This window comes from Meiothermus ruber DSM 1279, from assembly GCF_000024425.1.
In the GTDB taxonomy this organism is placed as follows: Bacteria; Deinococcota; Deinococci; order Deinococcales; family Thermaceae; genus Meiothermus; species Meiothermus ruber.
The window spans coordinates 991,518-1,006,874 of record NC_013946.1 but is presented as its reverse complement, the minus strand read 5'-3'; the positions used below and the strand labels follow the sequence as shown (position 1 = coordinate 1,006,874).

Annotated in this window: 14 protein-coding genes and 1 tRNA gene; 7 read left to right on the top strand and 8 right to left on the bottom strand. The window is 63.0% G+C overall.

The window, feature by feature from the left end; all coding sequences use genetic code 11:
* The first annotated feature begins 54 nt into the window (after nucleotides 1-54).
* Both MRUB_RS05135 and MRUB_RS05130 read left to right on the top strand, forming a co-directional pair.
* The gene (locus MRUB_RS05135) at nucleotides 55-2,583 is read left to right on the top strand and encodes a S8 family peptidase (protein WP_013013297.1); all 2,529 of its coding nucleotides are present in this window, start codon (nucleotides 55-57) and stop codon (nucleotides 2,581-2,583) included.
* A gap of 96 nt (nucleotides 2,584-2,679) precedes the next feature.
* The gene (locus MRUB_RS05130) at nucleotides 2,680-3,303 is read left to right on the top strand and encodes a hypothetical protein (protein WP_013013296.1); all 624 of its coding nucleotides are present in this window, start codon (nucleotides 2,680-2,682) and stop codon (nucleotides 3,301-3,303) included.
* A gap of 205 nt (nucleotides 3,304-3,508) precedes the next feature.
* Here the strand turns inward: MRUB_RS05130 and rplS are convergent, their stop codons facing one another.
* The 7 genes from rplS to truD form a co-directional block, all read right to left on the bottom strand.
* On the bottom strand, nucleotides 3,509-3,952 hold the full coding sequence (gene rplS, locus MRUB_RS05125; RefSeq protein ID WP_013013295.1) for a 50S ribosomal protein L19: 444 nt from the start codon (nucleotides 3,950-3,952) through the stop codon (nucleotides 3,509-3,511).
* A gap of 148 nt (nucleotides 3,953-4,100) precedes the next feature.
* Nucleotides 4,101-4,820 carry a tRNA (guanosine(37)-N1)-methyltransferase TrmD gene (gene trmD / locus MRUB_RS05120; protein WP_013013294.1) on the bottom strand — a complete coding sequence of 240 codons (720 nt, stop codon included), beginning with the start codon at nucleotides 4,818-4,820 and terminating at the stop codon, nucleotides 4,101-4,103.
* Nucleotides 4,821-4,829: 9 nt separating this feature from the next.
* Entirely contained in the window at nucleotides 4,830-5,318 is a 489-nt protein-coding gene (rimM, locus tag MRUB_RS05115; RefSeq protein ID WP_013013293.1) for a ribosome maturation factor RimM, read from the bottom strand.
* Nucleotides 5,319-5,333: 15 nt separating this feature from the next.
* Nucleotides 5,334-5,552, bottom strand: coding sequence for a KH domain-containing protein (locus MRUB_RS05110; RefSeq protein WP_015586465.1), 219 nt, complete (start codon nucleotides 5,550-5,552; stop codon nucleotides 5,334-5,336).
* 75 nt (nucleotides 5,553-5,627) lie between these two features.
* Nucleotides 5,628-5,873, bottom strand: a complete 246-nt coding sequence (gene rpsP, locus MRUB_RS05105; RefSeq protein ID WP_013013291.1) for a 30S ribosomal protein S16 — start codon at nucleotides 5,871-5,873, stop codon at nucleotides 5,628-5,630.
* 84 nt (nucleotides 5,874-5,957) lie between these two features.
* Nucleotides 5,958-7,262, bottom strand: coding sequence for a signal recognition particle protein (gene ffh / locus MRUB_RS05100; RefSeq protein ID WP_013013290.1), 1,305 nt, complete (start codon nucleotides 7,260-7,262; stop codon nucleotides 5,958-5,960).
* Nucleotides 7,263-7,387: 125 nt separating this feature from the next.
* Nucleotides 7,388-8,467: a tRNA pseudouridine(13) synthase TruD gene (truD, locus tag MRUB_RS05095; protein ID WP_013013289.1), complete on the bottom strand. Its 1,080-nt coding sequence runs from the start codon at nucleotides 8,465-8,467 to the stop codon at nucleotides 7,388-7,390.
* Nucleotides 8,468-8,542: 75 nt separating this feature from the next.
* Between truD and tilS the strand changes: the two genes are divergently transcribed.
* The 3 genes from tilS (at nucleotide 8,543) to MRUB_RS05080 (ending at nucleotide 10,711) form a co-directional block, all read left to right on the top strand.
* Nucleotides 8,543-10,051, top strand: coding sequence for a tRNA lysidine(34) synthetase TilS (gene tilS / locus MRUB_RS05090; protein WP_043956621.1), 1,509 nt, complete (start codon nucleotides 8,543-8,545; stop codon nucleotides 10,049-10,051).
* Between the two features lie 71 nt (nucleotides 10,052-10,122).
* Nucleotides 10,123-10,214, top strand: a tRNA-Ser gene (locus MRUB_RS05085).
* Nucleotides 10,215-10,303: 89 nt separating this feature from the next.
* Nucleotides 10,304-10,711 (top strand): YbjN domain-containing protein, encoded by a 408-nt coding sequence (locus MRUB_RS05080; RefSeq protein WP_013013287.1) that lies wholly within the window; start codon nucleotides 10,304-10,306, stop codon nucleotides 10,709-10,711.
* A gap of 6 nt (nucleotides 10,712-10,717) precedes the next feature.
* Here MRUB_RS05080 and MRUB_RS05075 read toward each other — a convergent pair whose 3' ends face one another.
* Nucleotides 10,718-11,422 carry a YkgJ family cysteine cluster protein gene (locus MRUB_RS05075; protein WP_013013286.1) on the bottom strand — a complete coding sequence of 235 codons (705 nt, stop codon included), beginning with the start codon at nucleotides 11,420-11,422 and terminating at the stop codon, nucleotides 10,718-10,720.
* 103 nt (nucleotides 11,423-11,525) lie between these two features.
* On the opposite strand from MRUB_RS05075, the gene glgP reads away from it, so the two are divergent.
* Entirely contained in the window at nucleotides 11,526-14,042 is a 2,517-nt protein-coding gene (glgP, locus tag MRUB_RS05070) for an alpha-glucan family phosphorylase (RefSeq protein WP_013013285.1), read from the top strand.
* Nucleotides 14,043-14,176: 134 nt separating this feature from the next.
* A complete protein-coding gene (locus MRUB_RS05065) occupies nucleotides 14,177-15,349 on the top strand; it encodes a serine hydrolase (protein ID WP_013013284.1) in 1,173 nt (390 codons plus the stop codon).
* Nucleotides 15,350-15,357: the final 8 nt, after the last annotated feature.

Here is a 15,357-nt window from a genome sequence, read left to right as displayed (position 1 = left end):
CTTCTACACTTCGGGCAACTTCGGGAAGCCCGAAGCCCCCTGAGGAGGAAGACCATGAAACATCTTTGGAAGTTGGCTCTGGTAAGCGTGCTTGTGCTGATAGCAGCCTGCAACGGGCAAAGGCCAAACGGAACCGCTCAGATTGTCGTAGACAATACCCTTACACCTACCCAGGCTACGATACCCGGCCCGGACGGCCCACGCCCGGTGGCCCGCATGGTGGGTGAGAGTGGTATCGCAATGGATTTTGTTCTTGGAGAGCTGATAATCAGCACCGACGACCCTGCCAAGCTCAACGCCTTCCTTAGCCGCTGGGGTGGGCAGGTGCTGAGCGAGACCGAAAAGGTGGGTGACGCACCCAAAACATATCAAGTGCGCCTCAACCCTTCCGGTGCCCAGGTGGAGGCCATACTCCAGCGGCTCAACCAGTCGCTACCAGATTTGAAGGGAAGGTTTAGCACCTCGAGCCCAGAAGCAGCCCAGCTTTTGGCAGTAGCCCTGAGCGAAGCCAACCAGGAAAAGATGACCGTCACACCTAACTTTGTGGTGCTACCTGCTGCCATTGCAGACGGCAGCACCGCCGAGGCCCCCACCCGCTCGAGCCTTTCCCCCGCCGATATTCCCTACACCCCCAACGCCTTCAACTGGACTTACATGAACCGGGGCAGCGCCCAGGACATCGGGGTGGGCGAGGCCTGGCGGCTGTTAGAGCGGGCTGGACGCTTGAGCAACCGGGTTCGCATCATGATTTTGGATGGTGGCTTCGCACTCAACAACGACTTCCCCGCCACCCGTCAGGTGGTGGGGAGCTGGAACGAGTCCAGCCTACTCCAGTGCTCCGGGGGCAACTCCTGCCCTTGGCACGGTACGCACGTCACCACCGCAGCCATGGGTCGTCCAGACAATGGCTTCGGGGTTGCTGGCCCAGCAGGCCCGGTTGGAGAGCTTTTGGCAGTTCCTTTTCAAGGAGACTTTATTGGTATCATCTCCACCCTCGAGCGCATCATTACCGCTACCCTGTTCGGGAACCCCAAGATCATCAATATGAGCTTTGGTTTTGAGCTTGACCTGGGCTGGGACATCGCAGTTAAGGTGGCTTGCTTAGGGTTGTGCCCCTCTCCCAGCGAGGTGATGGATGGCTTTGCGGTAGCAGTTTCAGCAACCGGCAAACTCCTTTTTGCTGCTGCTGGCAACGAGGGTAAGGACGTAGACAACGGTGGTGGCATCGAGGGTTCAACCCATATCCCTTGTGAACTACGCTCGGTAATCTGCGTAGGCGGGATGGCCCACGACAGCACCGCCCGCGACCTTGGCTCCAACTTCGGAACCAAGCGAGATGACAACAGCGTAGACATCTATGGGCCTTTCTGGGTATGGGCCGGCCCGGATCCTGAGAGCCCTGCCAATGAGGCCCGGCTTCGAGCAGGTACCAGCTACTCCTCTCCCTTCGTGGCCGGCGTAGCCGCGCTGGTCTGGGCTGCCAACCCCTCTTTGAGCGCCAGCCAGGTCTGGGCTATTCTGCGCGACACCGCCCATGTGGGGGGGGTGGGGGTCGGAGGCTTTGAGCGCCGGGTAAACGCTTTTGCAGCGGTCTCCAGGGCGCTGGAAGTAGGCAGCAGCGGCCCTAGCGTGGCCCTGAGCGCTGCCAGCACTGCCGACCTCAACCGCGAGTGGAGCATCACCGCCAACGTTACCGACTTTGCCGGGAACAACTGCCTCCCTGTCTTCTGCCCGCTAACCTTTGACCCAGCCCCAACCCGAACCGTTGGCAACACCGCCTATTATCGCTTCAATACTGCCGCGAGCCGCACCATACGGGTGACCACCCGCGATCTGCTGGGCCGCGAGGGCAGCGCCACGCGCGAGGTCACCGTCATCAACACCGCGCCGGTGGTTCGCATTGACGCACCCTCCAATGGCGACTCGTTCTACCAGGGCCAGACCGTCAACCTGGTCGGCACTGCCACCGACCTCAACGAAGGCCCCGACCCCGGCCCTGGCCCCATTGCGTGCCGCTGGGAGGGCAGCGCCGCCGACGGTTTCCCCCGCACCGGCTGCAACCTCTCGGTTACCTTTAGCACGACCGGCTCGCGCACCCTTACGCTTCGGGCCACCGACCCGCAGGGCCTGAGCAGCACTGCCAGTGTAACCATCAACATCACGCTCCCGCCGGCCAACCTGCCCCCCAACATTAACACCTTCGGCCCGCTGTCCCCTTCAGAACCCAACTACTCTGGCGGATTCTCCTGGAACACCACCTTTACCGCCCCCGCCAGTGCCACCGACCCCGAAGGCAACAACCCCATCACCTACATCTGGCGGGCCACCTCCTACCGCCCCGATAACGATAGCGTGGTCTGGCGCAGCAACGTGGTGCTGAGCACCTCCACCACCAGCGGCAACCTGAGCTGGACGCCGAGCACCAACAACCCCAGCAATCTGCTAGGTGATGAATCCACCTTTGGTAACGCCTGCTATAACGGCCAACTGGTGCGCCTCGAGCTGGTCGCCCGCGATTCCCTGGGCCACGAGAGCACCCGGAGTTTCGCCGCCATTCGGATATACCGCTGCATCGTAATCTAGGAGTTCACGCATGTTTTGGAGGGCCTTTCGGGGCCCTCCAGACCCATACATCCCCCCCGGGCCTTACAACAATTTTCAACCCCGCAAGGAGGCAACATGAACAAACTACTGGTTGGCATGGGAATCTTCCTTTCGACCCTGGTGCTGGCCCAGGCCGCCCAGCGAACCTATCGGCTCGTCGTCAACGGGCAGGCCCAGGCCACCCCGGCCATTGTGGTGAACGGCAAAACCTACGTACCCCTCGAGGCCCTGCAAAAAGCCGGGGCCCAGGCCAGCCTGCAGGGAGACGAGCTGCGGGTGCAGTTTATCCCGGTGGGGGCAGCAGCAGGCCCTGCTGCTCGAGGGCAAAAAGGGCGAGTGGCTCTCCAACGGCACCTGGCGGCTGCGGGTGCTGGATGTAGCGCCCGGCACCAACCCCTTCTTCGGCTCGGGGCCGGGGTATGTGGTGCGGGTGGAGGTGCGCAACCTGACCAGCGGCAAAACCTCGCTGGCTTCGATAGCTTCCAGCTTCTGGACAGCCAGGACAACAAGCTGGTCGCGGCCAGCTTTGGCGAGCAGTACACCGACATCCCCCAGGCCGACGGGGTGGTTATAAACCTGCGCTTTGGGCCCAACCCCAAGCTCGAGGCCATCGGGGCCCCCGATAAGCTGCTGGTCAACTTCCGCCCCAGCGGCGGCAGGCCCGCCCTGAAGGGTTTCCGGGTATTCCTGGCAGAGTGATACCGTTTCCGCTTGAATCCTTCACCGTTGAACGAAGTCAGAGGTGAAGGATTCAAGCCGACCGAGGGGAGTAGAAAAGCATTTCGGTAGTATCGTTTAGGCTTGCCGAAGTGAACGATACTACCGAAATGCGTATGACCCGATAAACAGCCACAGCACAAACCGGGGAGGCCGCCCCTCCCCGGCTTTTGCGCATCCCGGCCGATTATTCCTTGTTTTCCTCAGCCGCAGCGGCTGCTTTGGCTTCCGCGGCCTCCCTGGCAGCCGCCGCCCGGGCCTCAACATCCTCGGTGAGGCGCTTGCGGTCGCCCTTAATGCGGGCAGCCTTGCCGCGCAGCTCGCGCAGGTAGTACAGCTTGGCCCGGCGCACCTTACCGCGGCTCACCACCTGCACGCTTTCGATTAGGGGCGAGTTGAAAGGGAAAATGCGTTCCACGCCCTCGTTAAAGGAGATTTTGCGCACCGTAAAAGCGCTGTTGAAGCCGTTGCGCTTAATCTTGATCACCACGCCTTCGTAGGCCTGCACACGGGTGCGGTTGCCTTCGACCACCTTGTAGTTAACCCGCACGGTGTCACCCGGCTTGAACTGGGGGATATCGGTACGGGTGTACTTCTTCTCGACTACTTTCAGCAATGCGCCACGGTTCATGGTCTGACTCCTTGCTCCAGCGGAACCTACTTGTGCGCCCTTTGCCATTGCGGCCAGACTGCGGGTTCATGGATGGTTGCCCTCAAACGTATCCGCCCAGCAGATACTCGGGACAGGTCAGCAAGTTGTGATTCTAGCAGCCAGGGTACTAGTTGTCAAAGTCGCTTTCCTCGAGCCAGACCAGATCCTTGGGGGTTAGCTCGGCCCGCTCGAGCAGGTCGGGGCGGCGGGCTTTGGTGCGTTTGAGGGCCTGTTTGCGCCGCCACTCGGCAATTTTGGCATGGTGCCCCGAGGTGAGGATTTCCGGCACCGCCAGGCCCCGGAACACCGGTGGGCGGGTGTAGTGGGGGTAGTCCAGCAAGCCCGTAGAGAAGGAGTCCTGCCGGTGGCTCTCGGCCTCTTTGATGACCCCCGGCAGCAGGCGGGCCGTGGCTTCCAGGATCACCAGCGCGCCCAGCTCACCCCCCATCAAAACGTAGTCGCCGATTGAGATCTCACGAGTCACAAAGTGCTCTACGCGCGCGTCAATGCCCTCGTAGCGGCCGCACACCAGCACCAGGTGCGACTTACCGGCCAGTTCTTCAACCAGCCGCTGGGTGAGGGGCTGGCCGGCGGGGGTGAGCAGTATGACCTCGTCGGCGGAGCCGGCAGCCTCGATGGCCCGCACCACCACATCCACCCGCATCACCATACCCGCACCGCCCCCGTAGGGGGTATCGTCCACGGTTTTGTGTTTGTCCTCGGTGTAGGCCCTAATATCGCGGATATCTACTTCAATCAGGCCCTTCTGGATGGCTTTCTGGACGATAGACTCTTCTGTCCAGGGACGCACCAGATCGGGGAACAGGGTCAGGATGGTGTATTTCATAGCGCGCAGCTAATCGAGCAGCCCGGGGATGGATTCGATATAAATACCATCGGCCTCCACCTTCACGTATGGGGCCTGAAAGGGCACCATATAGGTTTTGCTCTGGGCTCGTAAAGAAGCGCCCCTGGCTTTGATGATAAGCCGTTCCTGCGCACCATCTTCGACATCCACCACTTCACCGAAGGGCTGTCCGTCTACAAAAACCGGCCGGCCTATCAGCTCGAAGTAGTAGTACTCGCCCTCTTCCAGCGGGGGTAGGTCGGCCTGATCGGCATAGACCCGCAAACCCACCAGTTGCTCGGCTTCCTGGCGGCCCTCCACGCCCGTTAGAAACAGCACGATTTCCCCGCTGTGCTCTTCAATTTCTTCGATGGCGCGGTAGCCCAGGCCCTCGAGGTAGATGCGCTCGAGGTCAAAAATCACCGGCTCTCCCCGAAACTTGAGGCCCCCCGCCATGCCGTAGGCTTTTCCGATGCGTCCAATTTCGATGCGCCGCATACCGTACGGAAGCGCTCAGCGTACTTCCACCGAAACCCGGCCCTTGGCAAACGAGCGCACCACCGTGCGGATGCTCTCGATTACGCGGCCCTGCCGGCCGATAATCCGGCCTTTGTCCTCGGGGTGGGTCTCGATGTAGTACACCAACCCTTCGCGGCCCCGGCGCTCATCCACGCGAATCGAGGCCGGGTGGTCGACCACTGCTTTTGCCAGGTACTCCACGAGGTCTTTCATAAACATTAGCCTAAAGCCTTAAGTCGAAAGCCGAAAGCCCAGGGTTTTGGGCCTTCGGCTTTTGCTGGGTTGCTATTAGGCCCCTGGGTTGGCCTGCTTGATGAGTTTTTTTACGGTATCGGTGGGCTGGGCACCCACCCCCAGCCAGTACTGAAGGCGCTCCTGGTCGATCTTCAGCCAGTCTTTGGTGGTCTTGCGCGGGTCGTAGTAGCCGATGCGCTCGATGTAGCCACCATCGCGCTTGGTACGGCTGTCCATCACCACAATGCGGTAATGGGGGTTGCCTTTGGAACCGAAACGGGACAAACGAATCTTGGTCATGTTCTACTCCTTTGTGTTGTCTGAAGCGCCCTCTGGACGCACTGTCAGTTACAGGCTTTGGTATTTCTGCCTGCAACCCAAGACCTATCTCCTGAACAAACCCCGCCCCCCTCGAGCCTGCTGCTTGGCCAGGGTTTTCAGCATCTGCTTGGTGTCCTCGAAGGTTTTGATGAGGCGGTTAACCTCCTGCACCGTCGTGCCAGAACCCGCCGCAATGCGCTTGCGGCGCGAGGCATTCAGAATGCGGGGGTCGCGGCGTTCTTTAGGGGTCATGGAGAGCACGATGGCCTCCATGCGATTAACCTGCTTTTCGTCCACCGAGAAGCCGGGGGGTAGCATTCTGGATATACCCGGTATCATGCCCAGGATCTCGGTGAAGCTGCCCATCTTGCGCATCTGGCGCATCTGGGTGATGAGGTCCTCGAGGGTGATCTCCTTGAGGTCTTTTTGCGGGGCCTCGAGCTCGGCCTGTCTGGCTTTTTCCAGAAGGGTCTGCAGGTCGCCCATGCCCAGGATGCGCTGGGCCAGCCGGTCGGGGTAGAAGGGCTCCAGGCCTTCGACCTTTTCCGAAACCCCCGCAAAGTAGATGGGTTTGCCGGTCACATACCGGGCCGAAAGCGCCGCGCCGCCCCGGGCATCGCCATCCAGTTTGGTTAGAATCAGGCCGGTTACCCCGATGCGCTCGTCAAAGGCTTTGGAGACGTTCAGAGCCTCCTGGCCGGTCATGCTGTCCACCACCAGCAGGGTCTCGGAGGGGCCCATCACCTGCTTGAGCTGGGCCAGCTCGTCCATCAGGGCCTGGTCAATCTGGAGGCGGCCCGCCGTATCGACGATTACCAGGTCGCGGTAGTCGAAGGTCAGGTGCTGCTGCAAGCGCGCGCGGGTGGTCTCGGGGCGCTCACCGTCGGCCACTTCCAGCACCGGCACCCCGATCTTTTCGCCCAGGATGCGGAGCTGCTCGCGGGCCGCGGGCCGCTGGGTATCGGCCGCGACCAGCAGCGGACGCCGCCCTTTGGACTTGTAGAAGTGGGCCAGCTTACCCGAGGTGGTGGTCTTTCCCGAGCCCTGCAAGCCCACCATGAACCACAGGTTGCCCTCGTTCTTGAGCAGGGGCTGTTTGGCCTCCCCACCCAGCATCTCGACCAGCTCTTCGTAAACCACGCTCAGGATCTGTTCCGCCGGGGTCAGGCTCTCCAGCACAGCCTGGCCCAGGGTCTTCTCCTGCACCTTGTTTACGAAGTTTTTAGCCACCTCGAAGTTGACATCGGCCTCCAGCAGCGACATGCGGATCTCGCGCAGGGTGGCCTTGAGGTCGGCTTCAGTGATACGCCCCCGCCCACGCAGCTTGTCAACTGCGGCTCGGATGCGTTGGGAGAGGCTTTCAAACATAAGTATGCCCAAGAAACCACTAAAGGCGTTTTTGCGATTTTTGGCCTACGTTTTGCAGGCCGCTCGCTAGGGTAGCAGCAAAAGGTTGAGTGTGTCAATATCAAGGCGGCTCGAGGCCGAGGCCCCTACTCCTCCATTTCGGCTTCCAGCTCCCCCTCCTCGGGGTTTCGCTTCATCACCTCGCGCAAAACGGCGGTAGCGTAGGCCCCCTTGGGCAGAAAGAAGCTCACCCAGAGCCCTTCCGCGGTTTCTTCCACACCCCACTCGGTAAGGGGAAAGCGGATCAGGCGGCGATCCCCCCGGCGCGAGGCGAAGTGGCCGCGCTCGAGCTCGTATTTCTGCAGTACCTGGTCTTCCAGGGCGCGGGCCGGCCCCTGGGCCTCGCGGTATTTTTTGCCGTAGAGGGGCCCGGTGGCGCTGATTTCAAAGCGCAGGGCTCGAGGGTTCTCGGCTTCTGCGTCCTGCACCACAAACTCTCCGCCGGTGTCGTGTTTTTTGGCTACATCCCCTTCGATCACCTGCCCAAAAAGTCCCATCTGCAGGCGCAGGGCCAGCCAGTCGTTGAAGAGCAGGCTTTGCAGGCTCGAGACCAGAAATTTCTTTAGCCAGGAGGGGGCGTGCACCTTACCCTGCTTGACCAGCTCATAGCCCTTGAGCGGGTTCAATCCTCCGATGCCAAAGCGCTGGGGGCCGTAGTAGTTGGGCACCCCCTGGTGCTCGAGCACCCGCAAAATAGCCTCGGCTCGAAACCGGGATAAGCCGGCCCCATCCCCGCTGCGGATCAGAATACGGAAGCGGTTGCCCCGCAGATGCCCCACTTTGAGCTTGTGCGGGTGCCGGGCCTGTTCCAGCACCCGCACCCCCTCCAGCCCGGCCAGCCCCTCCAGGCGCGCCTCGTAACGGGCCGGGATGCTGAACCACTGCCGGGTCAGGGCGTGCTTGTCCTTGAGACCGGCCACCCCGATCTGGGCCTCGCTAATCTGCAGGCGGTCGCGCAGGAACTCCACAACGGCCCGGGTGGTCAGGCCCACCTTCTCGATCCGCACGAAAAGGTGCTCCCCACTGCCCAGCGGGCTGTAGGCCGGTACCTCGTCCACCTGAAAATCCTGGGGCCGGTGGCGAATCACCCCGTCCACCCCCGGCAGGTCTGGGGTCAGGTACGGATAGGCATCGAAGTCGAAACGCAGCTTGGGCAATACCGGCATAGCCTATAGCATATAGGCGTGGAGTTGGAGGAGGCCAGCCAGCTTGAAGCCCAGTTTGCTACGCACCTGACCCGCATGGTGCCCGAAGGCAGCCTGGTTGCTGCCGTATCGGGCGGGGGCGACTCGGTAGCGCTTTTGCTTTTGCTCACCTCCACCCCCCGCAAGGTGGTGGTGGCCCACCTCGATCACTCATTGCGGCCTGAGTCAGGCCAGGACGCGCTGTGGGTCAAAGCCCTGGCCGAGCGCCTGGGCTATCCTTTTGAATCGGAAAAACTGGACGTAGCCAAAATCGCTGCGGAGCGCGGGGGCAACCTCGAGGCCACCGCCCGCGAGCTGCGCTACGGCTTTCTGGCTAAGGTAGCCAAAAAGCACCAGGCCCAGGCCATTCTGACCGCCCACACCGAGGACGATCAGGCCGAAACGGTGCTGCTGCAGCTTTTACAGGGCACCGGAAGGGGTCTGGGCATGCGCCCCAAGCGGGGGAAGGTGGTGCGGCCCTTGCTCGAGCTCAGCCGCAGCACCTTACGGGCTTATCTGAGGTGCAAGCAGCAGGACTGGCTCGAGGACATCTCCAACGCCGACACCTCGCTGGATCGGAACTTCCTTCGCCACGAAATTTTCCCCCGGCTCAAAGCGCGTTTTCCCCAGACCCAGACCGCTCTGGCCCGCTTCGCCGCCATCTCCCAGCTCGACGACGAAGCCCTCGACCCCCTGGCCGAACAGCTCCTGCTGCGCGACCGGCGCTGGCCCTGCCCGGCCTACCGCGTCGCACCACTGCTACAGGCCCCCACCGGCCTGCGCCGGCGGGCTTTGCGGCAGATCCTCGAGCACCTCAGGCTACGCCCCGAGATGGGCTGGGTGGTGCAGCTCGAGCGGGCCCTGCACGGCGAGGCCTTTACCCTGCCCGAAGGCTGGCAGGTGCGCCGGCGCGATGGCACCCTGTTTCTGATTCCCCCGGTGATCGACACCTTCCCCCCCTGGCGGGGCTCGAGGCTCCCCCTGCCCGGCGATCTGATCGACCTGCCCAAGGGTCTGGTGCGGCTGGTGGACTTCTTTACCGAACACAGCCTCCCACCCGAGCTTAAGCAGAACTGGCCGGTGCGCGCAGTGGGCAACGTGGTGCGTGAGGTCTGGAACCTCTGGCCCGAGTCGGAGGATCTGGAGCACATGCGCAGCGCCCTCGAGCAGGCCCGGCTGGCCCAGCAAGCAGGCGAAGTGCCCATCGGGGCCGTGGTGGTCTGGGATGGTGAGGTGCTGGCCGAGGCCCACAACCAGGTCGAGCAGCAGTGCGATGCCACCGCCCACGCCGAGCTGCTGGCCCTCCAGCAGGCCCTCCACAAACGGCACAGCAAGGTGCTGCCCGGCGCTACCGTGTATGTAACCCTCGAGCCCTGCCCTATGTGCTTCGGCGCGCTGATGGAAGCCCAGGTGCGGCGGGTGGTGTATGCGGTGGAGAACCTGAAGGCCGGGGCGGTGACGGTGCATCGCATGAAACCCCCCTTTGAGTGGGAAGGGGGCTGGCTCGAGCGCGAATCGGCTAAACTGCTGCGGGACTTCTTCTCCCAGAAGCGCGTGCAGCCCTGAGGGTGACTTTGCCAGCAAGTTGTGCTAAAGTCTCTATTCGGCACTACCAAACCGTTCGGTTTGGCGGCTATGGAGGGGTGCCGGAGTGGTTGAACGGGCCGGTCTCGAAAACCGGTATAGGGGTTGCCCCCTATCGAGGGTTCGAATCCCTCCTCCTCCGCCAACACACGCTGCAAGCGGGCTACCCGGCCCGCAGGTTTTTTTTGTTGCAATCGTCACCGCACACCGGGGTTTCTGAGTTTAAAATAAGCCATGGATACGGTTCTGCGCGAAGTTACCACCGAAGAGGTGCGAATTCTTCTGGATCAGTTCGGCCTCAATGCCGAGCAGGTCAAAGAAGACCTGTTTAACCTAGAACTGCCCAACGGCCTGCGAGGCCACCTGATCACCTATGGGGGTTCGCATGTGAGCAGCCTACAATTGCGGGCCGGATTCTCGGGCTTCGACCGGGTAGAGCCGCGCCATCTGCTCAACTGGAACCGGCGCTACCGCTTCAGCAAGGCCTACTTCGACGCCGACAACGACCCCGTTTTGGAAAGCGATCTGCGCCTGGAAGGGGTTACCCCAGAGGCCATCCACGCCTTCGTGCACGACTTTGGCGACCAGGTCACCCTATTTTTTTCCTATCTACGCATGATTGATGCCGGCTTGGTGGAGTAGCCCCCGTCAACCCACCCAAAAACCATAGGCCCCTCCCAGCAGCCGGCGTTTTTCCAGGGTTTGCCGAACCGTTTCCAGCCCCCCTCGCAGGGCTTCCTGGAAATCGTGTTGTCCCAGCAGAAAAACCAAACCGATCAGCTCTCCAATCACCACAAAACCGCGCTTATGCTGCTCCGCGGCCCAGAGTTTCTGGGCGGTGCGCTCGGAGAGCAGCCAGGGCACTTTCAGATAATGCTCGGGGCCATGCCAGGGTCTTAGCTGTGCTCTGTATGCGGTTTTTTCGCGGCCTCGAAGGGCCGGCACCACCCCTGGCACGCAGTAACGGGCCGAGAGGTTGGTCAGCAGCCCGCGGCAGGCCAAAGGACGGTGTGGGTGTGTTGAGCAGAACCCTTCCGGGGTTAGCAGCGGGCATGGGCGGTTTTCCAGGAAGTAGCGGGTGGGGAAGTCGGACAGGTGCTTTTGTCGAGCAATGCGCGCCAGTCGTTTGCGGCCCTCGGCCTCGATGCGGGCCAGCGCCTCGGGCTGGTGGGCCTCGAGCGCCTCCCGCAGGTACTCCGCCTCGGCCAGTCCGACCACCACCCAGGCCGAGCAGCAGGCCTTGCAGCCCGGGCCGCAGCTCACCCGCACCCCGCGCTCCGCCAGATAAGCCGCGGTGCGGCGCTCGAGTTGTTCGTGGGCTTTGCTCACCGCCCGGCGCAACTCAGGGCTCATGGGTTTAATGATAGCCCTATACCGTCCCAAAAATCCGCCCCAAAACAAAGTCATCCAATTCCCTGACCGCTACCCCTGGGGTATGGTGGTAAAATCTCGGATTATGAACGTAATTGGCCGAATCGTCAGCATGCCCAGCCTACCCGAAGCCCTCAAGGGCCTCGGCGAGCTGGCCTACAACCTGTGGTGGAGCTGGAGCCCCGAAGCCCAGCACCTCTTCGAGCAGATTAATCCTTCGCAGTGGAAGCGCTTCCGTGCTAATCCGGTACGGGCCTTGCTGGAAGCCGAGCCCGAGCGCCTGACCGCCCTGGCCGAGAACGCCGGCTACGTGGGCGCGGTCGAGGCCACCTTGGCCCGCTTCCACCGCTACCTGCAAAGCCGCCCCCAAAAGCCCCCACGAATCGCTTATTTCTCGATGGAGTACGGCTTCCACGAGTCGCTGCCCATCTACTCGGGCGGCCTGGGCATCCTGGCCGGCGACCACATCAAGGCCGCCTCCGACCTGGGGCTCGACCTGACCGCTGTCGGGATGTTCTACCACGAGGGCTACTTTCGCCAGCAGCTCACCCCCGAGGGCCAGCAGCACGAGATCTACGAAGACCTGCGGCCCGAAGAGCTACCGCTGGTGGTGGTCAGCAAGGACGGCAAGCCCCTCAAGGTGGGGGTGGAGTTTCCCGGACGCACCGTATATGTGATGGCTTACAAGGCGCAGGTAGGCACCATTCCGGTCTACCTGATGAGCACCAACCTGCCCGAAAACCGGCCCGAAGACCGCGCCCTCACCGCAAGGCTCTACGCCCCCGGGCAGGAAATCCGCATTGAGCAGGAGATGATTCTGGGTATTGGCGGGGTGCGGCTGTTGCGGGCCCTGGGCCTGGCCCCCGAGGTCTGGCACATGAACGAGGGCCACGCGGCCTTTTTGGGCCTCGAGCGCATGCGCGAGATGGTGGCTGCCGGAAGCTCCTTTGGCGAGGCCCTCGAGGCCACCTCGGCAGGGGCGCTCTTCACCACCCACACCCCCGTACCCGCCGGCCACGACAGCTTCCCGCTGGATCTGGTGGAGCGCTACCTGGACGGCTGGTGGAACAAGCTGGGCATCAGCAAGGAGGAGTTTATCGCCCTGGGCCGCGAGGAAAAAAGCTACGGCCCGGTCTTCAGCATGTCCAACCTGGCCCTCCACACCTCCCGCGCCGCCGGGGGGGTCTCGGCCCTGCACGGCGAGGTCTCGCGCGAGATGTTCAAGCACCTGTGGAAGGGCCTCGAGCCCGAGGAAGTTCCCATCGGGCACATCACCAACGGCATTCACACCTTTAGCTTCCTGCACCCCGAGATGCACGCCCTCTACGAGCGCAGCTTCCCCAAAACCTGGGCCGAGCAGCTCCACGACCCCAGCCAGTGGACGGTGGAACGGCTCGAGGAGAGCGAGCTTTGGCATATTCGGAACAAGCTGCGGGCACACCTGGTCGAGGAGGTGCGGGCCCGGCTCTTCGAGCAGCGCCGCCGCAACGGCGACCTCCCGGCCAGCCTGCGGGCGGCAGAAAAGGTGCTCGACCCAACCGTGCTGACCATCGGTTTTGCCCGCCGCTTTGCCACCTACAAGCGGGCCATCCTGATGTTCACCGACCCCGATCGGCTGGTCTCCATTTTGAATGGCCCCCTGCCGGTGCAGTTTGTGTTCGCCGGTAAAGCCCACCCCAAGGACGAGCCCGGCAAGGAGTTCATCAAGAAGCTGGCCGAGAAAATCAAGGGACTGGGCCTCGAGGACAAGATGATTCTGCTCGAGGATTACGACATAGGCCTGGCCCGCACCCTGGTGCAGGGGGTGGACGTCTGGCTCAACACCCCCCGCCGCCCCATGGAGGCCTCGGGCACCTCGGGCATGAAGGCGGCCCTGAACGGCGCTTTGAACTTCTCGGTTCTGGACGGCTGGTGGGCCGAGGCTTTCAACACCACCAACGGCTGGGCCATTGGCGACGGTCGCACCTACGCCACCGAAGAAGCCCAGGATTACGCCGACGCCCAGAGCTTCTACGATACCCTGCAGTACAAGATCATCCCGCTGTTCTACGCCCGGGGCGCGGTGGGCACCCCCAGCGGCTGGCTGGCTATGGTGCGCGACAGCATCCGCACCTGTGGCCCCACCTACTCGGCCCAGCGCATGGTGGACGAGTATCACCGCAAGTTCTATACCCCGCTGGCCCAGCGCTCGGCGCACCTTCTGGAGAAAAACGCCGCAGCACTCAAAGAAGTAGCAGACTGGAAAAAACAGGTGCAAAGCGCCTGGGACAACGTAAAAGTCTGGGTGGAGGCCCCCTCCACCACCATCAACCAGCCCCTGCAACTGCGGGCCTTTGTGCAGGCCTACGGCGTCCCTACCAAGACCCTACGGGTCGAACTGGTGGTGCGGCGCAACAGCGGCGATCTGGAAGTGGTGGCCCTCCAGCACGCCGGCCAGGAGAACGACGCCCTGCTCTACACCGGCAGCTACCACCCGGCCCGCCCCGGCAGCTACGAGTACGGGGTGCGGGTGGTGGCGACGCACCCGGAACTCTCGAGCCCCCGCGAGGTCACTTTCGTAAAGTGGGCCGGAGCTGTAGTGGAAGAGCCGGTGAAGGTATAGCACGGCTTTGAGCACTTGAGCGCAGCAAACCATCGGTCAGCCTTTAAGCTGTGGGAGCTGGCCAGGCGAGGTACAGCCGAGCGGGAGCCCTTCGTTCATGGGCTTTTATCTTCCCGACCTGCTATGGTAAGGGCATGAAACCGGTTCGCTTTATGGCCCTGCTGCTGTTTGGTTTGCTACTCGCGGTAGCGCAGGCCCCCCTCAGCCCCAAAGCGGCTCTCGAGCGCCTCTTCACCGAGCGCCCGGCCAGGGCCGAGTGGTTTGCCCCGGCCTTCTTGCAGCAGGTGCCGCTGGCCCAGGTGGAAGCCATTCTCCAGCAACTGCTGGGCGGGCTGGGGCGCTACGAGGGCGTGGAGCCGGACGGCCCCAACTTTCGGGTGAACTTCGAGCGCGGCGTGGTGCCCGCACAGATCGCGCTGGACAGCGAGGGGCGCATCCAGGGGCTGTTCTTTAGGCCGCCCCAGCCCAAGGCCGCCCTGACCCCCGAGCAGCTCCTGGCCGAGTACCGCAAGCTACCGGGAGAGGTCAGCGTGCTGGTGCTGGAAGGCCCCCAGGAGCGCCTGAGCCTGAACGCCGACCGCGCGCTGGCGGTGGGCTCGAGCTTCAAACTAGCCGTGCTGGAAGCCCTGCGCCAGCAGATCGAAGCCGGGCAGCGCCGCTGGAGCGATACCGTGCCGCTGCGCCCGGAGTGGAAAAGCCTGCCCAGCGGCACCCTGCAAAACCTGCCCGACGGAACCCCCCTGAGCCTCGAGCAGTACGCCACCCAGATGATCTCCATCTCCGACAACACCGCCACCGACGCACTAATAAGCATTGTCGGGCGGGCCGAGGTGGAAAAGCTCGCCCCCCGCAACCGGCCCTTCCTGACGACCCGCGAGGCTTTTGTGCTCAAGAACCCGCAAAACCGGGAGTGGCTCGAGCGCTACCGGGCCAACCCCGCGGAGCGGGCCGCCCTGCTCCCCCAACTGGCCCGCCTGCCCCTGCCCGACGTGAGCGTGTTTGCCGGGGGGCCGGTGGCCCTTGACGTGGAGTGGTTTTTCAGCACCCGCGAGCTGTGCGCGCTGATGGGCCGGGTACAGGCCCTACCCCTGATGTCGCTCAACCCCGGCCTTGCCAACCCCGCCGACTGGCAGCGCGTGGCCTACAAAGGGGGCTCCGAGCCGGGCGTCCTGAACCTGACCACCTGGCTTACCGCCAAGGATGGCAGGCAGTACTGCGTCTCGGCCACCTGGAACAACCCCCAGGCCCGGCTCGACGAAAACCAGTTCTTCTTGCTCTACACCAGCCTGCTAAACAGCTTGAAGTAGACTGACCC